Here is a 25632-nt window from a genome sequence, read left to right on the forward strand (position 1 = left end):
CAGGGCATGGAGAGACACACCCGCGCCGAAACGCGGGTGGCAGCGAGCCGGGCACGGAAATCCGCGCCTGGCTGTGACCATTCTCTTTCATCCGGACTGAGTCAGAAATCACTGACAACACCGTCGGCTCTGGATTAGCTGCCGTGGCAGTTAACAGCAATGGTTAACTGCCATGGCAGGGACGCCAGATCTGCTGACCCCGTGGCAAGCCACGGGCGCTCGCGGGCTTTTCTCTGTTGAGAATTTACCGCCGGTGGGGAATTGCACCCCGCCCTGAGAATATGCCGCTGTGTGCGGCGCCCGCCATTGTGCCCGTCTTACGCTCCCAAGTCCAAATTATGCCCAAGGCTGAGGCGGACCTGTTCTGTACATAGGGGTGAACAGTGGCGATGACAACTCCGCTGGCTTAAGATGGCGCCACATGCCCGCTTCCAAAGAGACTTTGATGTCAGCCGTATCCCCAACCTTGCCGCCAGCTCCCGTGGCCGACCGCCGTGAACACCAATGGACCGAACACGGCGTGCTGCGCCCGGACCCTTATGCCTGGCTCAGGGACGACAGTCGGACAGATCCCGCAGTCTTGGCGCATTTGGAGGCGGAAAACGGCTATGCCGATGCCCACATAGCCGGGTTTGCGCCGCTAAGGGACAAGTTGTTGGCGGAGATGATCGCCAGGCTGGATCCCGATGAATCCAGCGTGCCCTACCGTTGGCGTAACCATTACTACTACCGCCGCTTCGAGGCTGGTCTGGAATATCCGATGCTGGCGCGCAAGGCCGAATTGGAGGGGCCCGAGCAATTGCTGCTGGATGTGAACCTCCGCGCCGTCGGCAAGGATTACTATGATCTCGGTGGCAGCAGTGTCAGTCCCAACGAGCGCCTGCTCGCCATAGGCGAGGACTGCCTGGGACGGCGCATTTATCGCATCCAGGTGCTGGACCTGGCCACGGGCGAAACGCTGGCGGACAGTCTGGAGAACACCGAAGGGGATCCCGTCTGGGCCAATGACAATCTGCATTTGTTCTATATCGCCAAGGATCCCGTCACCCTGCTCGGCAACAAGGTGTATCGCCACCGCCTCGGCACGCCCCAGAGCGAGGATGTGCTGGTCTACGAGGAGACGGATGACAGCTTCTTTCTCGGTCTCGACAAGACCCTGGATGACAGCCGCATCCTCTTGTATCAGCAGGCAACCCTGACCTCCGAGGTGTCTTTGCTGGATGCCGATGCGCCCCTGGTCCAATTCCAGTCTTTTTTACCGCGCCAGGAAGGCCATGAATACAGCATCGCCAAGCTCGGCGAGCATTATTGGGTGCTGAGCAACCATCAGGCGCCCAACTTCCGGGTGTTTAAGGTCGCGGCCACCGACACGGACGACATGGATAGCTGGCTGGAGGTCTGGCCCCACGCCAGCGAGGTGCGGGTTGAAGACATACTGCTGCTCAACCATGCCCTGGTGTTGCAAACCCGAGAACGGGGCGCAACCCATATCCACACTGTGCCCCATGATGGCAGCGCGCCCTCGCAGCTGAGCTTCGATGAAGCTGCCTACGTGACAGGGCTTGGCACCAACCTGGACCCAGATGCCACCAGCTTACGCATCTGGTATTCCAGCCTCACTACTCCGGATTCGGTATTCGATTATTGCCTGAAAACCGGCGCGCGCACCCTGCTCAAACAGCTAAAGCTGCCACCTGAGTTTTCTCCGGCGCTGTACCACAGCGAGCGCCTGTGGCTTAAGGCCAGGGATGGGGCCGAGATCCCCGTATCCTTGGTATACAGGCGCGGCAAATTCAAGGGCGATGGCAGCAATCCCCTGTACCTCTACGGTTATGGTGCCTACGGCCATGTAGTGGAGCCAGACTTTTCCGCTGCCGCCCTGAGTCTGCTGGACCGGGGGCTGGTGTACGCCATAGTCCACGTCCGCGGCGGCGAGATGCTGGGGCGGGCCTGGTACGACGCCGGGCGCCTGTTTAACAAGCGCAACAGCTTCACCGATTTTATCGACGCCACCCAGGGCCTGTTGGCCCTGGGCTATGGCGATCGCTCGAAAGTGGTCGCCAGTGGCGCCAGCGCCGGTGGCCTGTTGATGGGGGCCGTGGCCAATATGGCGCCCGAGCTGTATCTCGCCATGGCCGCCCACGTGCCCTTTGTCGACATAGTCTCCAGCATGCTGGATGAGACTTTGCCCCTGACCACCAACGAATACGATGAGTGGGGCGATCCCAATGACAGGGCATGCTTCGACTATATGTTGAGTTACTCGCCCTATGACAACATCAGCCGCCAGGCCTACCCCCATCTGCTGGTGACCACGGGGCTGCACGACTCCCAGGTGCAATATTTCGAGCCTGCCAAATGGGTCGCCAGGCTCAGGGAAATGAAGACCGACGCAAATTTGCTGCTGTTCAAAACGGACATGGACACGGGCCACGGCGGCAAGAGCGGCCGTTACCGTCAGTACGAAGACACGGCGCTGGAATACGCCTTCTTTCTGCACCTGCTGGGGTTGGACTGAGATGGCCGCAGCCGACTGGCATCTGTACCTGATCCGTTGCGGCGGCGGTGAGCTCTACACCGGCATCACCACCAACGTGGCCCGTCGCTTTGCCGAACACAGCGGCCCCAAGGGTGCCAAGTATCTGAGGGGCAGGGGGCCGCTGACTTTGGTCTACAGTGAACATGTTGGCGATCGCAGTGCTGCCCTCAAGCGCGAGCTGGCGGTCAAGCGGTTGTCCAAGTCTGCCAAGGAGGCGCTGGTGGCCGAAGCCTTGGCACTAGCTTTGGCGCAGGCGCCTGATAACAGCGAATTGCAAACGGAAAAGGAAACCCCATGAGAAACCCCCGGCGACTGCATGACCACAGGCTTCTGGTGGAAAAACATCGGCTCGACACCCAAGCACCGGCTGCGGACTCGCTGTTCTGGCGCCTGTGGCAGGACGGCGGCAGTGAGCTGGCACATAAGGCGCTGGCGACAGGCTTTGTGCAGGGGATAAGGACAGGGTCATTGGATCCGCGCAGCTACGGCGCCTTTAATGTCAGTGATATCTATTACTGCTGTAAGGGCGCCGATGATTTTGGCGATGCGGCCCTGCGTACCCGGGATCCCGTGCTGCGGGACTTCTTGCTGCACAAGCAGCAAAGTTATGAAAAATATTACCGCGCGGCCTGCCGGGAATGGCGCCTGGCGGATCCCAAGGCCGTACTGCCGAGCGATACCGCCAAGCGTTATTCCGACTTTGAGCGCCGCCTGGCCACAGGGCAGGCTGAGGCGGGTAAAGCGGCCGACCCCATCTACACCCTGATAGCCATGTTGCCCTGCGAGTACCTCTGGGGCTGGTTGGCCCAGCAGCTGTCGCCCGCGACCGATACCAATCTTTACGGCCCCTGGATCAGTAGCAACGCCTGTGTGGCCGGTGCTTTTGCCATAGGCAATTTTATTGAGGCTTATATTGGCGAGCATGCTGTGGATGAAGAGTTGGCGCGGCAACTTTACCTGACCGCCATGGAACTCGAATACCGTAACTTCGAGGGAGCACTGCAATGAGCCGGCGTGAGCTACTCGGGCAGGCGCATAAAAAGTTATGATACTTAAGTTCATCGAATGCACGCCGAAACCGGGAATGCGGGCCGATTTCAGCAAGGCCCAGATGGCATGGGCGCCCATAGCCGGATGTGATGGCTTCATCGCTCAGTTTGGTGGTTGGGACAGCGTCAACGGTCACGCCATTATTCTTGCCCTGTGGCAAAGCGAGCAGGCAGTCGTGAATTTTATGGCGTCGGTTCATGACGGGATTTTTGCTGGCAGCGGCCAAGAGCACACCTACCAGCAATGCAAGGTGCAATATTTCACCCTTGAACAGGACCTGGAAGCGTTGCAACCGGCTTGGCTGTTGAATGCCACCTCGGTGCGCATAGAGCAATATCCAGGTCATATGAAGCAGACCAAACCCTTAACTGGCCCGGGACTCTTGGGTGGGGTGTGGGGTCGCTCAAATCAGGAGTCAGGACATTGCCTGCGTTTATCTTTTTGGCATGACGGAGTGCAAGCGAATGAGCCGGTGGGTGATATGCAGGGTCAATCAGCACATTCAGCCATGTCGACCTGTTTGAATCTACCCCTGTTACCCGAATGGAGGCTGTTGAGCCAGATTCAGTCAGGCTGAGTCAGTCAGCTCCGCCAGCCGGGCTTGGCGATAGGCTTCGTCACGAAACCAGCGCTGCATTTTGGGATAACCGTCGGGGTGGTCCGGTTTTTCACACATAAACCAGCTGTACAGCAAGGGATAACCGAAGCCCCTATTGTCGGCGAAGGCCTCGATCAGGCTCGCGGAAGCGCCACGGTAGCCGTCGGGGTGAAACAGCAATTCGGCTGGCAGGGCGATTTTTTGCAGTGCCGCCCAGGACCAGGCGATGGCGGCCATCTCCTCACCGCCCATGTGCCCCGCATGCTTCATATCGCCGCCAAGCCTGGGCCTGGCATTTTCATCGGTCACGGCAATATGCCCGGCCTCGTGCAGCAGGTCGCCCGGATAGCGCAGCCGCGCCAGGTCTATGAGCAGCTGGCCCCGCTCTATCTTGATGCCGGGCAAGAATGTCTTTTCCTCAAGGGAGGAGAGGCGATAACTCAGCCCTATCTCGTCAAAAAAGCCCAGAATTTTTTGAGTTTCAGTCATTGTGGCCAGCTCCTGCATCAGCGTAAATCGGCCGGAACCGGGTAGTTGGGATGCTCCACCGGAAAGGTTGCCCAGACCGCCGGAATGGGCGCCTCGCGCTGAGCAACCAGCCTTGCCCGCAGTTCGGCTTCATCCACCTTGCCGACCGGATACAGCTCATACCAATGTGGCGGAACATCGGCAGGATTGGCGCGCTCAAGCACCAACGCCATCCATTGGCGTCTGAGCTCAGCCCACTCGGGGCTTTGGCGGCCACTCTCCAATATGCCTGCCATGGGCCTGAGTTCCACATAGATGGTGCGTCGACAGCCGGGGCTGCGCTTGGGCTCAGAACCATGCAATATCATCATGTCCTGCACCAGTATGTCACCGGGCTGTGCCGGCTGCTGCGCCACCCCGGGAATGTCCCAGCCATGTTCGGCGGACAGGTCCTGAATATCGTGCAACCTGTGTTGGGTGCCGGGCACATAGCGCAGGCAACCGTCGCCCGCGGGGGCTGGGTCGAGGTAGATGCCGATATTCAGGTAGGGATAGCTGCGGGGATGTTGTGCTCCCTGATGCCAGTTGATGACAGGATGCGGATGCTGATGCTTATACAGAATATCCAACTGCAAGGGCACTGTGCCGTCACCGCACAGCTGCTGCGCCACCACCAGCATGGCCGGGCAGGCCAGCAGTGCCAGGCTGTCGTCCCAAGCGTCGGCAAAAACATCATCGTAACGCATCAGTCGGGGACCGACTGGGTCCTGTACAACACAGGCATGATACAGTGGTCGTCCCTGTGCCTGGGCCTCCAGGGCCCTACGTTCCAGCTCGGCCGCCCGGGACTGCCAACGCAGCAGCAGTGCCTGTGGCAAGGCCTGTTCCAGCAGTACATAGCCCCGGTCCTTGAGTTGCTGCTGTTGCGAGCTCGAAATATTAAAGTTGGCCATTCCCTTGTCCCCAATGAATTCCAGTGAGTTATTTATTTAGCAGAACTTGTCGGGAACTCAAATTCATCTATCCTAATTTTTGAAATAAAAAACAATAAGCTAGCCATTTTCGTAGCAAGAGCTATCAGAAGGAACTGAGATGAATGCAACGCTGACCTCCCTGTTGGAACATGCTTCCAGCCTGCTGCATAACCCTGTCGATGTCGGTTTGAACCACCCCCATACCCAGGCTATGGCTGAGCTACTGGCTCAGCTGACGGGCATTTCGGCCCATGCCGACATGAACGAATGGCACGATATAGACACCTCCCAGGGCATAGCTATTTCACCGGTGCAAGCCGCCAAATGTCTGCTGGAAACCACTCGTACCCAGGTATTTATGCAGGGCGTGGCCGAGGCAATTAGCGATAAATTGGCTTTCGGATCCCCGGTGAACATACTTTATGCAGGTACAGGACCCTATGGCCTGTTAATGCTCCCCTGGTTGGCGCTGAATCCGGATGCCGACGTGACAGTGACCCTGCTGGATATTCATGAGGAGAATGTCAGCTCGGTCAATCGCTTGGTTGAATTATTCAATATCCGCCATAGGGTCGCTGGGGTTGTCCTGGCCGACGCCACCCGGTGGTGTCCGGGGGACGGAGAGACGTTTGATCTGATCGTTTCCGAAACCATGAACACCCTGCTGTGGCGCGAGCCCCAGGTGTGGATCTTCAGCCATCTGCAGCAATTTCTGCATCCTGACGGCGAGCTGATCCCCAAGGAAATCCGTCTGGGTGCCTGGCTGTATGGTTTGGGGACAAGTGGGAGCCTGCTCAATATGGGCACTTTTTTCCGCCTTGACCGGCACAGCGCGGCGCAGCTGCACCAGGGCAAACGCGAATGTTTGTCTGGCACCTTGGTCATACCCGACGCCATTCCCGCCCAGCCCAGCCTCAAGCTGACCACGGATATAGAGGTGTATGGCGACCACAGCCTGTCTGAAAATCAGTGCAGCTTGAACCTGCCCGTTTATCGGCACGATCAAACGTTTCAGCCCGGCGATCTGCTGCAGTTCAATTACCGACAGCAGCCGTTTCCCGAGTTCATTTGGCATTACCCTGAGCACAAGCCTGTGTTGCCTGACTATCAAGAAACAGGCACTTCGGGGCTGTATCAGCTCAAACGGATGTTCGGCAAATGCCAGTTGAGCAAGAAGGGGTTATTGGACCAGACCATCAGGGAGAGCGAGTGGGCACTGGATCTGATGCTGTTTGATGAACTGAGACTGGGGTTGGAACCGGGACTGCAGGCCCTGTACAGCTGCCGCACCTTTGAGGAGTTTGAGCTTGGGGCGTTGCAAAGCCTGGGCGTAGCGTTCGACCAAGCCCTGGTAGCAGGGGTAAACGCGCGGGTCAGTCAATTTTATGCTGCTCACGCAGCGTCAGGCAGTAATCCGGTCGAGTCACGCCAGGTCCTGACCCGGGAGCAGCTGGAGCATTGGCAGGAGCATGGCTTTTTGGTGATCCCAAATGTGCTGGACAAGGGGCTCTGTGAACGGGCATGTCAAATGCTGTACGACTTTCTGGAAATGCAGCCCGACAAACCGGACACCTGGTACAGGATGACAGGAAAAATGCAAAAGATCATGGTGCAGCTGTTTGAGCATCCACTTCAGGATGAGATCAGAAATACACCTGCAATCCGCGCCATATTCGAAGATCTGTGGCAAACGGACAGACTCTGGATGAGTACCGACAGAATGGGATTCAACCCGCCGGAAAATCCGGCCTGGCAGTTTCCCGGACCAGACCTGCATTGGGACTTGGATTTCAGCAAGCCGATAGCTTTCGGTACCCAGGGATTGCTTTATTTGGCCGATGTGGCCGCTGATCAGGGTGCCTTCTGCTGCGTGCCGGGGTTTCATCGCAAAATCGACACCTGGCTGAAAAGTCTGCCTGAGGGCGCCGATCCCCAAGACCAGGACTGGCGCCTTTGGGACGTCAAACCCATTGCGGCCGAGGCTGGCAGTTTGATTGTCTGGCACCAGGCGCTGCCCCATGGCAGCAGTCCGAATCGAGCGAGTCGACCACGCTTGGTGCAATACCTCAACATGCGGCCGCTGAGATAAGTGTCGTGTTGATCAGCCATCAAAAGCGCTTCATCTTCATCCACATTCCCAGAACCGGAGGTACCAGCCTCAGGCAGCTATTGCTGGCGCGGGTGAAGGATTGCCAACCGCTTGGGTTTCAGCATAGTGGTGCACATACCGAAGGTGAGACTTTTTTCGAGTCCTATCAGAGCTATCTCATCTTTACGGTGATCCGAAGTCCCTGGAGCAGAATTTATTCTTGGTACAAATTAATCAACCACTATGCACCTGCGCTTTGCAGGCCCAACCAGACTTTTGATGATTTTATCCAGGCCCTTGAACATCAAAAGCCCCGCATGCACCAAGTCGACAATTTCCATTTCAATCAGCTGGACTACATCCTGAGCCGCTCTGGTCGCCTCATCACTAACAAAGTGCTCAGATTTGAGAATTATCGGCAAGAGGTGACTCGGCTGTGCAGCGACTTGGGGCTGGAAGGGGTGACTATTCCGCACCTTAATGATGTTGCAGGCTCGTCGTTGCCAGAGGCCTATAGTGAGTATCCCTTTCAGGCTGTGGCGCGCCTCTGTGCCAGGGATATCCGGTATTTCAACTACCCAGATTCTCCCTTTCTCCCTCGGCTCAAATAAACCCTGCCTTTAATGTTGGCCGCATCACAGATTGCTTTTAGATGGAACGGCAGTCAGCGACTGTAAAGGGCAGACGAGGGATAAAATGCCGGAGCAAAAGCGGCCGGCATTCCCGATAAGCCTTGCGACCACAGCAAGAAAAATCGGCCAATTTAAAAATTTCCTGCATTTCTCAAACCCTGTTCTACAGTTATTTACACCCAAGCAGCAATTGTTTGTTGCTTCAAGAAAATAAAAATGCAGCAGGGAAGCAGATGCAAAAATTCATCCCCCCAAACGGGTTACACATTCGTCCGTCCCGTCCCACAGATAAAGTGTTCTTGGAAAAGCTTCACCATGCCAGCCGACAGGATCTGCAATTGATCGACGGTGAGCGTGACTTCATTGAATCTATCCTGGCTATGCAATACCGGGCACAAACCCAAGGGTATGGTGATAAATACCCCAATGCCATGTACTTCATCATAGAGAAACATTGGGAGCCCATAGGCAAGGCGACGGTGGATTTCGGACACAATGAGGTCAGACTCGTCGATATTGCCTTCATGCCCCAGGCCAGGGGACATGGCTTCGGTCGCGCGATAATCCAGTCTTTCCAACAGGCGGCTGCCCAGTCGGGTGTGCCCATGACTCTGACCGTATTGCAGCAAAATCAGGCTGCAATGCAACTCTATGCTGCGCTTGGCTTTACCGTGGAGTGCTATCAGGAGCCCTATTACCTGATGAGCTGGTATCCACCGGTCAATAAGGTCGCGAGCAGCAGCTGAAGCAAGAAAACAAGCTTTAAAAACCTGCGGCAAAAGCGCCAGTAATTGCGATGTTGGTCGCTTATGCCTTGTCTGAACCGTCAACAAAGGAAAAAGGATGATGGAAAAATTCACCAAGGAAACACTCGAGGGTTTGATTGGAAAGAGCATCACGGCCTGCAAAGCAGACAGCGGCGGGGAATTGGCCGAACTGGTAGTGGAAAAAGTGTCCGATGGCAAATTGAACTCGGCTGAATTCAGCAGTATGTCGGTTGAATTGTCGGGCCTGCCTGAGGCGCACCTTCCTGAATCGACCTACCTGTTCAAGCATGACGCCTTTGGTGAGGTGCTTTTGTATATGTCCCCCTACGACATAGATAAGTACCAAATCATAGTCTCAAGGAAGAAGACCAGCTAAGCCAACGAAAACCAGCGTATCGGAACGAGTAAGGAGAAATACCATGTCAGAGCCTTTTATCGGTCAGATCAACATGTGGGCAACAATATTTGCCCCTGTGGACTGGTCATTGTGTGAAGGACAGCTTATCACCACCGCTTCTCAGCCCGCATTGTTCAGTCTGTTGGGTTCAATGTACGGCGGCGATGGCAGGACCAATTTTGCACTTCCGGACTTGAGAGGTCGAACGCCTCTTGGTATCGGAAACTACCCGTATCCAGGCTACATGCTCAGCTATGATCAAGGGCAAGCCGGTGGCCTGAGCCAGGTAACCCTGGATACAGATCAAATAGCCCATAATCACGAGATGTGGGCAAGTTCCTCAACGGCAGATATTGCACTTCCCATCCTTTCGAGCAGCAGTTTCCAGTTTGCGACACCTCCGGTGACGCCTTTATATGCACGTAACGGCGGTGCTACTTCCAAGTTGAATGATGCGAGTATTAGCTCAACTGGCGGTGGCCAATCACACTTCAATGTGCAGCCCAGTCTGTCGATTCGTTTTGCCATAGCAATTGATGGCATTTATCCGAGCCGGAATTAAAGGAGACAAACAATGGAAGGTTTTCTCGGGCAAATAACGTTATTCGCGGGTTCTTACGCGCCCGCAAAGTGGACCTTTTGCCAAGGTCAGTTGCTGCAGATAAGTGGCAATGAGGCATTATTTTCTTTGCTTGGTACCAGCTTCGGTGGTGATGGCCGCACAACGTTCAGGCTCCCTGACTACAGGGGATACATTCCCGTGGGGCAGGGGATAGCAGGTTCCGGGCCCGCAGGCAGCACCACGTACCCTGCCGGCACCGTGATGGGGGTCGAAAGGGTGACACTGACTGAGCAGCAAATTCCGGCTCACAATCACCCGCTTAATGTCAGTAACGAGGATGCGAATCTGCTCAGCGCACAGCAGGCGCTCTTGGGTTCAGGGGAGCATTTTTTGGCAAGCACTTCCGAGTCGCGTTTTAGTGGCCCTATGTACAATGGAATCATTACTTCCTCTGGAACCGGGGATGCCCACTCAAATGTCATGCCGACACTGTGTTTGAATTTCATTATGTGTATTGTCGGCACATACCCATCCAGAAGTTAAGGAGCAAAGAAAATGGCCGATTGTTTTATAGGAGAAGTGCGGATAACCGCCGCCAACTTTACCCCCTACCTGTGGAGCAGCTGTCAGGGGCAGGTTGTACCGATATCTCAGAATCAAGCACTGTTTGCCATTATAGGAACCCTGTATGGCGGTGACGGTCGGGTTAGCTTCGGATTACCCAACCTGATGGGCAGAACCGTATTTTCTGCGGGGGCCAGCCCCGGTTTAACCCAACGCTTTTTGGCTCAGAACTATGGCACCCCCTTTGTCGCACTGAGTGAGAGCGAGTTGCCGAGTCATGAGCATAGTGTTGCGGCCCGAGTGGGCAATTTCGGTGAACAAACCTCAATTGCTGAAAACAGTTTTATTTCTACCGCATTTGACGGTACCGGTGCGTCAACGCCCAGCTATTTGCGTAATCCGCCCGGTGAAGGTCAAACCATGTTTGACAACGACGCTGTTGGCAACTGTAGCAGTCAGCCATACGCCGCCGAACATGAAAACCGTCAACCCTTCCTGGCACTAAGATTTATGATTGCCATGGATGGCTACTTTCCTCCCCGCAGTTAAGCGTGTGGCCTTCGGCGTTATGGTTGCCGAAGGCCTTTTCACCGGGATAAATGTGGCTGCCGAATCATGCCGCTGTGACAGAAAAGGGTATTGAAGCTATGACATCAATACCCTTTTCTGTATTGTTTTCTTGAACTAAGTGCGCTTGGATAGCAATTGAATACCATGTATGTGACCTGTCGATTAATGTACTTGCTGGCCGCGCTTCCCTTATTGCCTCTTTGTTCGGGAGAATTGGCCGCAAAAGAAGCCGATGAAACCATAGGCTTTTTCAATCTTGGAGAGAGGATTGAGCTGAGCCGCAATGAAGATGCGCCTTTTTTTCAGAGCAGTCTGGGGATTAAGTTTCAGGTCAGCGAACGCTTGATCGTTCTAACATCGCTTGGCGCCGACACCCTCCAGCAAGTCCATCCCGGCATAGTGAAAGTGCAACAACTTGCGAGCCTGGCAAAAGAAGACGTTTTTTTGCTGACCTTGACTCCGGGCGCCAGGACTCAGGTATTCACCTTGTTGGCGCAGCACCGCGGGATCCGTCTTGTGCAGCCCGATCTGGCGCAAGAAGCCAAAAATTACTCTGCCACAACTCAGAGCACAGCTCAGGTTTCACCACTGCAGCCCTTTATCCCCCAACCCCCATGTAACCCGCACTGCTACCAAGCGCGCATTGCCATTATTGATGATGGTTTTGACTTCAATCACAACGAGTTTTCCGAGCTGGAGGTGCTGTTTTCCTACGATGCAGACACCCGGCAGGCCGATGCCTCACCCAAAAGCCCGGCAGATTTTCACGGTACCATGGTTGCCGGTATTCTTGGTGCCAAACAGGATAATAAAGGTGCAGAAGGTCTGGCTCCGGATGCAGGTATCATTGCCATTCGTCAGGTCAGCACCTGGACGTCCGACATGATACTGGCGTTTTCGGTGGCCAGAATGATGCGCGCCGATATTATCAATGTCAGCTGGACTCTGCCTTTCTTGCCCCAGCCCCTGGCGGAATTGCTGGAGGACATGCTTAAGGAACCCAGTGCGCCTTATATAGTGGTCGCGGCCGGAAATCTCGGCCTGGATGCGTGTGAAAAAAACGCATTGACCACTATTGCATCCGTGTTGACCGTTGGCGCCAGAAATCGCAATGGTGACGTTGCGGCTTTTTCAAACCGCGGAAACTGTGTTGATCTCTATGCTCCCTTTGGCCTCAAAAGTGTTACGCCCAAGGGCTATGGCCTGTTAGGTGGCACTTCCTCTTCGGCCGCATTTGTATCCGGTGTGATAGCCCATCAATTGCGCTTGGGGCGCAGACCTTCCCGGAGTGAATTGGTTGAGGTGATGAATCAGCTCGGAAAGCCCGACGTGGCCAGATGATATTTACTTCTTTCTCTTTGTTATACCTTGCGTCTCTATCAAACCCCTTCTAATTTTAACTAGCGTGTTAAATGCATACATAAAAATGAATACTTGGGCTTGGTGTAATTGGATTATGCCCGGGTGCAAATAATGTAAAGCCGGCAGTCAGCATCCGGGCTGAATCGGCAAGCCAAAAAATATTGAGGCTAAGGAAGGTCAATAAATCCATGGATAATAATAACAATGTGGCGCTATCCAGCGAAGTCATCAAAGAGGATTTCAATTTTTCAAGTCGCCATAGCGACAACCTGCCCGCTATTCTGGATGCTCTTAACATATCCCTGGCCGTAACCAGCTACCAGTCCCAGCAACTGATACTGATCAGAACCCAAGAAGGTCGGCTCGATACGAATCTAAACACTTATCCCAGACCTATGGGGATCTACTCCGATGGGCAACGTATTACTCTTGGCACCCTTAATCAGGTCATAGATTTCAAACGCAGCGACAGCATATTGCACAAGATCAGAGATGGCCTGCTGGATGACTCGAGTCAGTTGCCGAGTAAATTGCAGGAGCGTGATAGCGATTCTGTTCAGCAATACCTTGCCCGAAGAGCCGAACAGCTGGACGAAATTAAAAATGCCGACGCCTTGTTTGTGCAACGGGCATCCCTGAATACGGGCATGATCAATATCCACGACATTGCTTGGGGCAACGAGGGACTGTGGGTCGTTAATTCCACCTTTTCCTGTTTGGCGACTCTGGATCCTGAATACAATTTTATTGCACGCTGGATCCCACCTTTTATCACCGAATTGCAACCCGAAGACAGGTGCCACCTGAATGGCATGGCCATGCTCGACGGCGAGCCCAGGTATGTCACCACATTCAATCAGGCGAACAGCCAGGATTCATGGCAAGAGTCCCCTCAATTGGATGGCACCCTCATTGACGTCAAGTCCGGGGAAACACTGCTAACCGGCCTTATCATGCCGCATTCGCCCCGCTGTTATGCCGGTCAGGTGTATTTCTGCAATTCGGGCACGGGCGAGATTCAGATATATAACCCCAAAAACAGGCAAACCCGCACCCTGTGCAAGTTACCGGGATTTACCCGGGGAATCACTTTTGTCGGCGAACTTATGTTGGTCTGCACCAGCAAATTAAGAGCATCGGAACGAGCCGCAACGATTCCTCTTCAGACAGAACTTCCCCCGGGAAATAGTATTTGTGGCATTTGGTTGCTTGACCCTGAAACAGGCACTCAATTGGCCAACCTGCAATTTACAGGTGATGTTGAGCAAATTTATGACATTGCCGTGATCCCTCATTGTCGGGTGCCTGAATTGGCCCGCCAGGAAGATGCGCTGACTCGGCATCTGTTTGAATTCAGACAGGAGATAAGGTTATGACATTGTTGGCATCAAAGAAAAAGATGCTGGGTGCCTTGATTCCGGCATTGTTGGCCAACGGTGCCTTTGCCGGTGTCAGCTCCAGCCGCAGAACAAGCCATTCTGCCAGCGCCGAAATCAACACCACGCGACAAGTGGAGTTAACACCTAACCCATTTGCGGCCTTTACCGGAGCTCAGCGTACCCAAGACCTATCGACGGCCCAAGCCACCCTGGCGTTTTTGCAACAACAAGGCCTGCTTGAGGTTCAGCACAGTCTTGATTCCAGTGTGAGTGGTGATCAAGGGCTTAGAAAAGAGTTTGCTGCGTCCTGTTTGGTCAATGGCAACAACTGTGTTACCTGGTATAACCAAACAACCTGTACCGCTGCGGTTGGCGGACAATGGTTCCCAACCAACAACAGCTGTGCCGTCGGCGGCAACAATCCTGTGTTTACCAATGCCGCTAGCGCAAACTTTGCCGAAAATGGCACCGGGACAGTTTTGGATATCAATGCAAACGACGGTGATGGTGGAGGCGCCGATTCCGGTATTTCCTACGGCAAGAGCGGGACGGATGCCAGTGTTTTTAACCTGAATTCCAGCACGGGGGTGCTGACTTTTATTTCGCCGCCGAATTTTGAAAGCCCCACGGATAGCAATACGGACAATGTGTATCAATTGACCATCACTGCGACGGACAGTGATGGTTCAACCAATCAGAACATCACAATTACGGTCACAGATGTGGATGAAATCGCCCCAACCGTGACCTCGGTAAGTGTACCGGCCAACGCCACTTATATTGCCGGACAGAATCTGAACTTCATTATTAACGCCAGTGAGGCTGTGGTCGTGAATACCGGAGGTGGCACACCACAACTGGGCATCACCATAGGTGCCACCTTGCGTCAGGCTACTTACCTGTCGGGCAGTGGCACCAGTGCCTTGCTATTCAGATACACTGTGCAATCGGGCGATTTGGACAGTGATGGCATTGCCGTTGGCACCTTATCAGCCAATGGTGGCACTCTGCGTGATGCCGCCCTCAACGATATGAATGTCACCTTAAACTCCGTGGGGTCAACCACCAACGTCCTGGTGGATGCGATAGTGCCTACAGTCTCTTCGGTGACTGTTCCGGCCAACGGCACCTATGTCGCCGGACAAAACCTGGATTTCACAGTGAATACCAGTGAAAACGTCACAGTGAACACAGGCGGTGGCACGCCACAAATGGCCATCACCATAGGCGCAACCACCCGCCAGGCAGTTTACCAGTCGGGCAGCGGCACCAGTGCACTGGTGTTCCGTTACACAGTACAGTCAGGCGACGCCGACAGCGATGGTATTGCGGTAGGGGCACTGTCCGCCAACGGCGGCACCTTGAAAGATTCCGTTGGCAACGATATGAACCTGACGCTGAATTCTGTGGGTTCAACCACCAGTGTGCTGGTGGATGCGTTAGCACCGACAGTGTCCTCGGTCAGTGTACCGGCCAACGGCACCTATATTGCCGGGCAGAACCTGGATTTCACCCTGAATACCAGCGAGGCTGTCACGGTGAACACCAGCGGTGGCACGCCACAAATTGCCATCACCATAGGCGCTACGACGCGTCAGGCCGTCTATGTCTCGGGCAGTGGTACCAGCGCGCTGCTATTCAGATATACAGTGCAATCGGGCGAACTGGATACCGACGGCATAGCTGTCGGGGCGCTTTCCGCCAATGGCGGCACCTTGCGGGATGCCGCAGCCAATGATCTCAACACCACCCTCAATTCGGTGGGGGCAACCACCAGTGTGCTGGTGGATGCGGTTGCACCGACAGTGTCCTCGGTCAGCGTGCCGGCCAACGCCACTTATATCGCCGGACAGAATCTGAACTTCATCATTAACGCCAGTGAGGCTGTGACCGTTAACACCGGAGGTGGCACACCACAACTGGGCATCACCATAGGCGCCACCTTGCGTCAGGCAACTTACCTGTCGGGCAGTGGCACCAGTGCGCTGGTTTTCAGATACACAGTACAGTCGGGCGATTTGGACAGCGATGGCATTGCCGTTGGCACCTTATCAGCCAACGGTGGCACCCTGCGTGATGCCGCCCTCAACGATATGAATGTCACCTTAAACTCCGTGGGGTCAACCACCAACGTCCTGGTGGATGCGATAGTGCCTACCGTTTCTTCGGTGACAGTCCCATCCAACGGCACCTACGTCGCTGGACAGAACCTGGATTTCACCGTCAATACCAGTGAAAACGTCACAGTGAACACAGGCGGTGGCACGCCACAAATGGCCATCACCATAGGTGCAACCACCCGGCAGGCAGTTTACCAGTCGGGCAGCGGTACCAGTGCCCTGGTGTTCCGTTACACAGTACAGTCAGGCGACGCCGACAGCGACGGTATTGCGGTAGGCACTCTTGCAGCCAACGGTGGCACCTTGAAAGACTCCGTTGGCAACGATATGAACCTGACGCTGAATTCAGTGGGTTCAACCACCAGTGTGCTGGTGGATGCGTTAGCACCGACGGTGTCCTCGGTCAGTGTACCGGCCAACGGCACCTATATTGCCGGGCAGAACCTGGATTTCACCCTGAATACCAGCGAGGCTGTCACGGTGAACACCGGCGGTGGCACGCCACAAATTGCCATCACCATAGGCGCCACGACGCGTCAGGCCGTCTATGTCTCGGGCAGCGGCACCAGCGCGCTGCTATTCAGATATACAGTGCAATCGGGCGAACTGGATACCGATGGCATAGCTGTCGGGGCGCTTTCCGCCAATGGCGGCACCTTGCGGGATGCCGCAGCCAATGATCTTAACACCACCCTCAATTCGGTAGCTTCAACCACCAGTGTGCTGGTGGATGCGGTTGCACCGACAGTGTCCTCGGTCAGCGTGCCGGCCAACGCCACCTATATCGCCGGACAGAATCTGGATTTCACCGTCAACATGGATGATAACGTAACGGTGAATACCGGCGGTGGCACGCCGCAAATAGCCATCACCATAGGCACAACAACACGGCAAGCCACCTACCTGGCGGGCAGTGGCTCCAGTGCCTTGGTTTTCAGATACACAGTGCAATCGGGCGATCTGGATACCGATGGCATTACCGTAGGTTCACTCTCAGCCAACGGTGGCACCCTGCGTGATGCCGCAACCAACGATCTCAACACTACTCTTAATTCGGTGGGATCAACTGCCAGTGTGCTGGTGGATGCAGTTGCACCTACAGTGTCCTCGGTCAGTGTGCCTGCCAACGGCACCTATATCGCCGGACAGAACCTGGATTTCACCGTCAATACCAGTGAAAACGTCACGGTCAACACAGGCGGCGGCACGCCACAAATGGCCATCACCATAGGTGCAACCACCCGCCAGGCCGTCTATGTCTCGGGCAGCGGCACCAGTGCCCTGTTGTTCAGATACACAGTGCAATCCGGTGATGAAGATATCAATGGTATTGCGGTAGGCGCTCTTGCAGCCAACGGTGGCACCTTGAAAGACTCCGTTGGCAACGATATGAACCTGACGCTGAATTCTGTGGGTTCAACCACCAGTGTGCTGGTGGATGCGGTTGTCCCGACCGTTGCCATCAGCTCCACTTCCTCGGGAACAGTGAACGGTCAGTTTGATGTGACCTTCACTCTGAGCGAAAGCAGCAGCGACTTCACTGCTGCCGACATCACGGTCGGCAACGGCAGTAAGGGCAGCTTCAGTGGCAGTGGCACCAGTTACACCCTGGCTGTGACCCCTTCAGGCGATGGCGCGGTGACGGTTGATGTGGCTGGAGGCGTGTTCAGCGATGCGGCCGGCAACGGCAACACGGCTGCGACCCAGTTCAGCATCAATGCCGATATCACCCCACCAAGCATTGCAATTTCCAGCACCGCCTCGGGTACGGTCAATGGTCAGTTTGATGTGACCTTTACCCTGAGCGAAAGCAGTACAGACTTCGATGCGGCCGACATCACTGTCGGCAATGGCACCAAGGGCGCCTTGAGTGGCAGCGGCAGCAGCTACAGCCTGACTGTGACCCCAAGCGCCGATGGCCAGGTGACGGTTGATGTGGCGGGCGGAGTGTTTACCGATGCGGCCGGCAACAGCAACACGGCGGCAACCCAGTTCAGCATCGCCGCAGATGTCACTGGGCCCAGTGTGGTTATTGGTTCCAGTTCTTCCGGCACGGTCAACGGCCCGTTTGACGTGACCTTTACCCTGAGCGAGAGCAGCACCGACTTCACTGTGGATGACATCACGGTGGGTAACGGCACCAAGGGCGCCTTAAGTGGCAGTGGTAGCAGCTATACACTGACGGTGACGCCTTCCGCCGATGGCGCTGTCACTGTCGATGTGGCAGGTGGTACCTTTACCGATGCAGCCGGCAATGGCAACAACGCCGCTACCCAGTTCAGTATTGCGGCCGATGTCACTGCCCCCAGCGTGGCCATTTCCAGTACGGCTTCCGGCACGGTCAACGGTCAATTTGATGTGACCTTCACCTTAAGTGAAAGCAGCTCAGACTTCACCGTGGATGACATCACGGTCGGCAACGGCAGTAAGGGCAGCTTCAGTGGCAGTGGCACCAGTTACACCCTGGTCGTGACCCCAAGCGCTGATGGTTCTGTGACGGTTGATGTGGCAGGTGGTGTGTTTACCGATGCGGCCGGCAACGGCAACACGGCCGCGACCCAGTTCAGCATCAACGCCGATGTGTCGGCACCGACCTTAAGTAGCTCATCGCCCTTCGATGACGAGGTCAATGTGGCCACTACGGTCACGCCGGTACTGAACTTCAGTGAGACGGTACAACTTGGCAGCGGCAGCATCAGCCTGCAAGAGGCGGGCGGCAGCAGCTTCGAGAGCTTTGATGCCGGCACAGGTATGGGCGATAACGGCGGCTCGGTGGCGGTGCTGGGCAGTGCCCTGACCATCACCCCCGGTGCGGCGCTGCGGACCGGTAAGCATTACGCCATCCATATTGACAGCGGCGCCATCACCGACAGCAACGGCAATGCCTATGCGGGTATCAATGATGACACCACACTCAACTTCCTGGTACGACCCAAGCTGGTGCTCAGTGTCGACAAGACAGAGATCAGTGAGCCCCACAGCGAAACCGCAACAGTGACCCTGTCGCTGCAGGACGACGGTGGCAATGCCTTTGTCGCCCTGTCGGATGTGGACGTGATATTGGCCCTGAGTGGCACTGCGACATTGAACAGCGATTACGGTCTGCTTGGCAGCAACTTCACCGAGGGTACCTTGACCCTGACCGTACCCGCAGGTTCAGACAGCAGCACCCTGAGTGTCACCGCCATTGATGACGTGGTGAGTGATGACGGCGAAACCATTGCGGTCGACATCGACTCTGTCTCCAGTGGCAATGCCACCGAGGTGACTGCCCAGTCGGTGAGCATCACTGTGAATGAAAACCGGACGCCAACCCTGACGGGCATGCCTGCCAGTTTCACCATAGTGGAAGATGAGGTCAGCAATATCGACCTGTCGGCTGTGGTACTGGCCGATGCCGATAATGACCTGCTGAACCTGGTGTTGTCGGTGGACAGCGGTACCCTGACATCGCCCCTGGGCAACAGCGGTAATGTCACAGTAGTGGGCTCGGGCACAGATGCCATGGTGCTGACAGGGCTGGCGGCAGATCTGAATACCTTCCTCGACAACGCCAACGCGGTGGCCATTACCACAGCGCAGGATCAAACCGTGAACATCGTCCTCAGCGCCGCACCGAGCGATGGCTTGGCAAACGGCAGCATGAGTCAGGCCACGGTCAGCGTGACCCCGGTCAATGATGCGCCGACCGGCAGTGTGACCATCTCAGGAATGGCCGTTGAGGATGCCATGCTCACCGCCAGCAACACGCTCGCAGACGTGGAGGGTCTGGGCACCATCAGCTACCAGTGGAACCGCAACGGCGTGCCTGTCTTGGGTGCTACTGCCGCCAGCTATCTGCTGGGTGATGTGGACGTGGGTGGCCTGATGACTGTGACCGCCAGCTACACAGATGGTCAGGGCACGTCCGAGAGTGTGACCTCGGCCGCGACGGCGGCGGTGACCAACATCAACGATGCGCCCACCGGGACTGTGTCCATCAGCGGGGTGGCGCTGGAAGGGGAAACCCTGACCGCCAGCCACAACCTGGCCGACGATGACGGTCTGGGAGCCGTAAGCTTCCAGTGGTTGCGCGAGAACGCCGTGATTGCCAACGCCAGTGGCAGCAGCTATCTGCTGGTTGCCGCCGATATTGGCAGCCGCATCAGCGTTCGCGCCGGTTACACCGACGGCCATGGTACCGCCGAAGCCGTCGACTCGGCCCAGACCGAGGCGGTGGTGGCGGCCAACAAGGCGCCGGTGGCCAATAACAGCCAGGTCAGTGTCGATGAAGACAGCAGCATAGCGATAGAGCTGGATGCGACAGATCCGGACCAGGACACCCTGACAGTGACCCTGGTGACCGAGCCTGTCAACGGTGAGCTGCTGCAGCAAGGGTCGCTGTGGCTGTACACCCCCAATGCCGACTTTAACGGCGATGACAGCTTCAGCTACAGCGTATCCGATGGCTCGTTGAGCTCAGGCACAGCTACGGTCAGCATCATGGTGACCCCGGTCAACGACGCGCCGGTGGCGGTGGCGGATGCCTTTGAGCTCGGCAGTGATTCGGGGCAGTTCAGCGCCTTCAACTTGCTGGCCAACGACACCGACATCGATGGCGATGCCCTGACCCTGTATCAGGTCAGCACCAACCTGGGCGAGGCCAAGGTGGTGGATAACCAGCTCAGCTACCGTGCGCCCCTGGGCTATCAGGGCTCTGTGGTGGTCAACTACACAGTGCGGGATGCGGCCAAGGCCGAAAGCAGTGCGGTGGCGACCCTGACTGTCAGCTCCACGGCAGCGGGGATAGTGCTGACACCACCGGCGGATGTGACCGTCAATGCCTCCGGCTTGTTTACCAAGGTTGAGATGGGCACAGCGGTGGCCACGGCCGGTGGTGAGAGCCTGCCGGTAACGGTGGACAGCAGTGGCTTCTTCCGGCCCGGCGCCCACAAGGTGACCTGGTCTGCCGCCGACGCTGACACTACTGTGTCTGTGACCCAGGCGGTGAACGTAGTGCCTCAGGTGAGCCTGAGCAAAGACCAGACCGCCACCGAAGGCAGTGACGTGAGCTTCCGGGTGATTTTGAACGGTAATGCGGTGAGCTATCCGGTGGAAGTGCCCTACAGCATTGGCGGCACGGCAGCCACCAATGGGGCAGATCACGATTTGGTGGATGGCAGCGTGATGTTCAACCAGGGTGAACTGGAGAAAACCGTGTCGCTGCACCTGGTGGACGATGGCAGCACCGAAGGCACAGAGACCCTGGTGGTGACCCTGGGCGCCCCGACCCATGCGGTGCTCGGACCCAAGGCCAGTCATACCCTGACGATAGTGGAGAGCAACGTGGCGCCCAGTGTGGTACTGAGTGCCACCCAGGGCGATAGTCAGACCCGCATTGTCAGTCAGGACGGTGGCTTGGTGACTGTGACAGCCACTGTCACCGACCCCAACACGAGTGACAGCCACATCTTTGACTGGTCGCAGAGTGATAACGCGCTGGTCGACAGCGACAGTGACGATACCACCTTCAGCTTTGACCCATCGGCGCTGTCACCTGGCTTCTACAAGTTGCGGGTGGCGGTGAGTGACGGCGACAAGACAGGCATGGACCGGCTGAAGCTGCGGGTCGAGGCGGCGCTGCCGACACTGGATACCGGCGACAGCGACGGTGACGGCATCAACGATAACGATGAAGGCGCGGGTGACAAGGATGGTGACGGTATCCCGGATTACCTGGATGCGGTCAACCTGGCCCGCAACGTGGTGCAGGAGACTCCGGGCAGCAGCAACAGCTTCCTGATGGAAACCGAACCCGGTCTGGCATTGAGCCTGGGGGATGTGGCGTTCCGCGCCAACGGCAGTGACACAGGTGTCAGCAACAGCGATGTGGGGACCCATGGCCATGGGGGCGCAGGTGCATCGGACGACACCGGCTTCAGCTACAGCAACGGTATGTTCGACTTCAACGTAGAGGAACTGCCGCTGTCGGGTCAATCGGTCAACATAGTGGTGGCCCAGTTTGCGCCGGTGCCGGCCAATGCTGTGTACCGTAAGCTGATGCCGGGTGGTTGGCAGGACTTCGTGGTTAATGCCAACAACGCCGTGGCCTCGGCATCCGGTGCCGAGGGTTACTGCCCACCACCGGGTGATGCGGCTTACAGCACAGGTCTGACCGAAGGCCACTGGTGCGTGCAGTTGACCATTGAGGACGGTGGTCCGAACGATGCCGACGGCGAAGTGAACAGCGCCATCGACGATCCGGGTGGTCTGGCGGTGCCGGCCGGCAGCAACAATGCGCCAATGACGACCGCCGATGTGGTGACCATGAAGCGCAACGCCAGTATCGACATTGATGTGCTGGCCAATGACACCGACGTTGACGGCGACAGCCTGATGTTGACCAGCGTGAATGCCGACCTGGGTCAGGTGAGCATAGTGGACAACCAACTGCACTATGTGGCCGAAGCCGGCCACCTGGGTGAGGCGAACCTGAGCTACGGTGTCAGTGACGGCCAGGGTGGCTCGGCCAGCGGCAAGGTGACCGTGTCTGTGTTGCCGAACCAGGCGCCGGTGGCGGCTCCTGATACGGCCTCGGTGCATAGTGGCAACAGCGTGGTTATCGAGGTGCTGGCCAACGACAGCGACCCGGATGCGGATGCGCTGACGGTGACTGCGGCCAGTGCGCTCCATGGCACCGTGGTGATCAACGCCGGCAACAGCCTGACTTATACGCCGACAGTGGGTTATGACGGCACGGATACGCTGAGCTACAGCATCAGCGACGGTGACGGCGGCGAAGCGCAAGGCACTGTGACCATAACGGTATCGGCGATGGAGACGGTGACCATTACCAACCGTTCCTCCGGCGGTGCGTTGCACTTCTGGACGCTGGGCGCGCTGCTGCTGGGCCTCTGGCGCCGTCAGTCGAAAAACAATAAACAGGGAGTCAATGCCAAATGAGAATAGGGACAGGGTTAATCGTATTGGCACTGTGGAGCACGGCGGTGACGGCTGAGCCCTTCGAGCTGGGGCTGTGGCTGGGTCAGGCCTCGACGGACCTTCGCGGCGACAGTGCTGACATAGAGAGTGCCGATATAGTGAGTGTTGATGACAATGACACCAGTTGGGGAGTGGAGCTCGGTTACGCCCTGACGGACGACTTCGGCTTGACCCTGGGGTATGTGGACCAGGGCGAGGGCACCCTGGTGCTGCAGACCGACACCATCACGCCTGAGGCCTATCACCAGCAGGTGCGTGAAGTAGCACCGCTGCTGGCCGAAGGGGTGACGCTCGGCGGTGTCCTGCGCTTCCAGGTGGCGGAGCAGTTCTCGCTGTTTGCCGAAGCGGGCGCCTTCTTCTGGGAGTCGAAGGTGAAGAGCAGCAACGGCACTGAGACGCTGAAGACCAACTTCGACGGCACCGACATGTACGTTGGCGCCGGGGCCAGCTACCACTGGTCACCCCAGTGGTCGGCGTCGGTACGCTATCGGTACTACCACCTGGATGAAACCGTGAACGATTGGTCGGTGGGACTCAGCTACCGCTTCTGATGTTGTCTGTTTAACCCAGCACAAGAGGGCGCCCATGGCGCCTTCTTTTATGTTGCATCTTGAACTGACCGATCAACGTTGCGTAAGAACTACACTGCAGTTGCGCAAGATCTGCGGCGGCTCGGCTCGTATTGGGGTATAACACTGCCTTGGCAACAACTCTGATAAACAAGGAATACACCATGGAAGACTTTCTTGCCCTGAACCGCGATGGCTGGGATACCCGCACCGAGTTGCACCTTGAATCTGAATTTTATGACCTGCCTGGCTTTTTGGCGGGAAACACCAGTTTGCGGGAAATCGAGCTGGCGGAATTGGACGTGCGGGGCAAGCATTTGTTGCACCTGCAATGTCATTTTGGTCTGGACACCCTGTCGTGGAAACGCCGGGGTGCGGCCTCGGTGACCGGGCTCGACCTCTCGCCCAAGGCCATAGCGGCCGCCCGGCAGATAGCGGCCCAGGCGGACATTGATGCCAGTTTCGTCTGCGGAGATGTATTGCAGGCCAGAACCCTGGTGAAGGGGGAGTTTGATCTGGTATTTGTTTCCTATGGCGCCTTGTTGTGGCTGCCGGATTTAACGGCTTGGGCCCAGACCGTGGCCTCCTGTCTCAAGCCCGGCGGTATGCTGTATTTGGCGGAGTTTCATCCTGCCAAGGCGCTGCTGGATGGCTATGACTATTTCCACACCGGGCTGGCCGAAGTGGAGGAGGATGGCAGTTACACGGAAAACAGTCGTGATACCAAGTCAACTCTGGTCAGCTGGTCCCACGATCTGGGGGCCATATTGTCGGCACTCCTGGCGGCGGGCTTGGTGGTAGAGACTTTTCGGGAGCACGATTTCAGCCCCTATAATTGCTTTGCCAACCTGATCGAGGAAGAGCCGGGCCGTTATCGCCAGCGACTCAATGGCAAGGTGGTGCCCATGGTGTTTTCCCTGCAAGCTCGCAAGCCCTGAGCTGTCCCGCTCCCATTCCCGGTCGGTCTTTGCATGTTCTGTAAAGTGGATTGATTGGCGCCCCTCAGGGCCTGCCACTATGCTCAGAGTGTACCCGGACGCTTGCCGGGGGAGTGCAGGGATTGCCGGGAGAAAGAATGACACCCTATAGCCTGTTGCCCTTATTGTTCTGCCTGCTCATGGCACAAGCCTGGTCGGCACCTGGAACTACCAGCCAGATTGTGCTGGTGGAGTCACAGCGTTCGGCACGGGATGCCAGTCATGATTTCTATGTGGATTTACTGCAACTGGCGCTGAACAACAGTCGTGAGCGGTGGGGCGAGGCCAAGGTCGAAGAGGTGAGCGGTGATTTCTCCCAATCCCGGGCCTTTGCCGCACTCAACAGTGGCCAGTTGCATGTGTTCTGGGCCGGCACCAGCAAGCAAAGACAACAAAGATTCAGGGCCATAGAGGTACCCTTGTTTGCCGGTTTACTGGGGGTTAGGGTGCCGGTGATCCGCCGGGACAGGTTGGCAGAGTTTCGCGGTTATCAAACCTTGGTCGACTGGCAAGGGCTGCTGGCGTGCCAAGGGTCGCAATGGCCGGATTCGGACATATTGGAGGCCAATGGTTTCAGAGTAACCCGGATAGCCAAGTTTGATCTTATGTACAGCATGCTCAAGCAGGGGCGTTGTGACTACTTTCCCCGGGGGCTCAATGAGGTCGGTGCTGAATTGGCGGCAGTCGGCCAGCAGGACCTGATGGCCTATGAGGATGTGCTGATAACTTACCCCTTTCCCATGTATTTCTTTGTCGCCAAGGACAACGAGGCTTTGTACCAACGCCTGAGCACCTCCCTTGAGGCCATGGCCGCCAGTGGTGAGTTGCGACATTTTCTCTTCAGTCACCCCACCACCGCCGGGCTGTTTCCTCTGGCCCGCTTTGACGACAGTCTCAGGTTCCGACTGACCAATGCCCTGTTGCCGGAGTCGACCCCTTTGCAGCGGCCGGAACTCTGGCTGCCGCTGGCTCGCCCCTGAGGTTTGCACAGCTTTGCGTCCCTTGACTGTGATTTACATTCCCCGCCTGTCTGA

The 25632-nt window shown here is 56.6% G+C and carries 19 protein-coding genes and 1 riboswitch; of the genes, 17 read left to right on the forward strand and 2 right to left on the reverse strand.

The features are described 5' to 3' along the window. Positions 1-75: 75 nt before the first annotated feature. A riboswitch (FMN riboswitch) is annotated at positions 76-285 on the reverse strand. Between the two features lie 160 nt (positions 286-445). From JYB85_RS00670 to JYB85_RS00685, 4 genes are read left to right on the forward strand one after another with little or no spacing between them, the layout of a single operon-like run. Further along, on the forward strand, positions 446-2518 hold the full coding sequence (locus JYB85_RS00670; RefSeq protein ID WP_207380637.1) for a S9 family peptidase: 2073 nt from the start codon (positions 446-448) through the stop codon (positions 2516-2518). A 1-nt stretch (position 2519) separates the two neighbouring features. Further along, positions 2520-2837 (forward strand): GIY-YIG nuclease family protein, encoded by a 318-nt coding sequence (locus JYB85_RS00675; protein WP_207380638.1) that lies wholly within the window; start codon positions 2520-2522, stop codon positions 2835-2837. Further along, a complete protein-coding gene (locus JYB85_RS00680) occupies positions 2834-3547 on the forward strand; it encodes a hypothetical protein (RefSeq protein WP_207380639.1) in 714 nt (237 codons plus the stop codon). The genes JYB85_RS00675 and JYB85_RS00680 overlap by 4 nt, the downstream gene beginning before the upstream one ends. 37 nt (positions 3548-3584) lie before the next feature. Continuing rightward, positions 3585-4166 carry a DUF4937 domain-containing protein gene (locus JYB85_RS00685; RefSeq protein ID WP_207380640.1) on the forward strand — a complete coding sequence of 194 codons (582 nt, stop codon included), beginning with the start codon at positions 3585-3587 and terminating at the stop codon, positions 4164-4166. On the opposite strand, the gene JYB85_RS00690 is transcribed toward JYB85_RS00685, so the two are convergent. Together JYB85_RS00690 and JYB85_RS00695 are read right to left on the reverse strand one after the other, a co-directional pair. Continuing rightward, positions 4158-4676 carry a hypothetical protein gene (locus tag JYB85_RS00690; RefSeq protein WP_207380641.1) on the reverse strand — a complete coding sequence of 173 codons (519 nt, stop codon included), beginning with the start codon at positions 4674-4676 and terminating at the stop codon, positions 4158-4160. The genes JYB85_RS00685 and JYB85_RS00690 overlap by 9 nt on opposite strands. Positions 4677-4693: 17 nt before the next feature. Beyond that, a complete protein-coding gene (locus JYB85_RS00695; RefSeq protein ID WP_207380642.1) occupies positions 4694-5608 on the reverse strand; it encodes a phytanoyl-CoA dioxygenase family protein in 915 nt (304 codons plus the stop codon). Positions 5609-5747: 139 nt separating this feature from the next. On the opposite strand from JYB85_RS00695, the gene JYB85_RS00700 reads away from it, so the two are divergent. The 13 genes from JYB85_RS00700 to JYB85_RS00760 all read left to right on the forward strand — a co-directional run bounded on the left by JYB85_RS00700 (position 5748) and on the right by JYB85_RS00760 (position 25578). Beyond that, complete coding sequence (locus JYB85_RS00700) at positions 5748-7718, forward strand: phytanoyl-CoA dioxygenase family protein (protein ID WP_207380643.1); 1971 nt, start codon at positions 5748-5750, stop codon at positions 7716-7718. A gap of 5 nt (positions 7719-7723) precedes the next feature. Further along, positions 7724-8329 (forward strand): sulfotransferase family 2 domain-containing protein, encoded by a 606-nt coding sequence (locus tag JYB85_RS00705; RefSeq protein ID WP_207380644.1) that lies wholly within the window; start codon positions 7724-7726, stop codon positions 8327-8329. Between the two features lie 254 nt (positions 8330-8583). After that, on the forward strand, positions 8584-9096 hold the full coding sequence (locus JYB85_RS00710; RefSeq protein ID WP_207380645.1) for a GNAT family N-acetyltransferase: 513 nt from the start codon (positions 8584-8586) through the stop codon (positions 9094-9096). Between the two features lie 100 nt (positions 9097-9196). Next, positions 9197-9493: a DUF6916 family protein gene (locus tag JYB85_RS00715; protein ID WP_207380646.1), complete on the forward strand. Its 297-nt coding sequence runs from the start codon at positions 9197-9199 to the stop codon at positions 9491-9493. Between the two features lie 43 nt (positions 9494-9536). Next, a complete protein-coding gene (locus JYB85_RS00720; RefSeq protein WP_207380647.1) occupies positions 9537-10076 on the forward strand; it encodes a phage tail protein in 540 nt (179 codons plus the stop codon). A gap of 12 nt (positions 10077-10088) precedes the next feature. Next, positions 10089-10619, forward strand: a complete 531-nt coding sequence (locus tag JYB85_RS00725; protein ID WP_207380648.1) for a phage tail protein — start codon at positions 10089-10091, stop codon at positions 10617-10619. A gap of 12 nt (positions 10620-10631) precedes the next feature. Then, positions 10632-11189 (forward strand): phage tail protein, encoded by a 558-nt coding sequence (locus tag JYB85_RS00730; protein WP_207380649.1) that lies wholly within the window; start codon positions 10632-10634, stop codon positions 11187-11189. Between the two features lie 234 nt (positions 11190-11423). Next, positions 11424-12551, forward strand: a complete 1128-nt coding sequence (locus JYB85_RS00735) for a S8 family peptidase (RefSeq protein ID WP_207380650.1) — start codon at positions 11424-11426, stop codon at positions 12549-12551. Between the two features lie 209 nt (positions 12552-12760). Beyond that, entirely contained in the window at positions 12761-13948 is a 1188-nt protein-coding gene (locus tag JYB85_RS00740) for a TIGR03032 family protein (RefSeq protein WP_207380651.1), read from the forward strand. Then, positions 13945-23013 (forward strand): Ig-like domain-containing protein, encoded by a 9069-nt coding sequence (locus tag JYB85_RS00745; protein ID WP_207380652.1) that lies wholly within the window; start codon positions 13945-13947, stop codon positions 23011-23013. The genes JYB85_RS00740 and JYB85_RS00745 overlap by 4 nt, the downstream gene beginning before the upstream one ends. Next, positions 23010-23603, forward strand: a complete 594-nt coding sequence (locus JYB85_RS00750; RefSeq protein ID WP_207380653.1) for an outer membrane beta-barrel protein — start codon at positions 23010-23012, stop codon at positions 23601-23603. The genes JYB85_RS00745 and JYB85_RS00750 overlap by 4 nt, the downstream gene beginning before the upstream one ends. Positions 23604-23785: 182 nt before the next feature. Next, the gene (locus JYB85_RS00755) at positions 23786-24559 is read left to right on the forward strand and encodes a class I SAM-dependent methyltransferase (protein ID WP_207380654.1); all 774 of its coding nucleotides are present in this window, start codon (positions 23786-23788) and stop codon (positions 24557-24559) included. A 137-nt stretch (positions 24560-24696) separates the two neighbouring features. Then, on the forward strand, positions 24697-25578 hold the full coding sequence (locus JYB85_RS00760; RefSeq protein WP_207380655.1) for a substrate-binding periplasmic protein: 882 nt from the start codon (positions 24697-24699) through the stop codon (positions 25576-25578). The last annotated feature ends 54 nt before the right edge of the window (positions 25579-25632 follow it).

Origin of the sequence: Shewanella sedimentimangrovi, assembly GCF_017354965.1 — a bacterium.
Taxonomy (GTDB): Bacteria; Pseudomonadota; Gammaproteobacteria; order Enterobacterales; family Shewanellaceae; genus Shewanella; species Shewanella cyperi.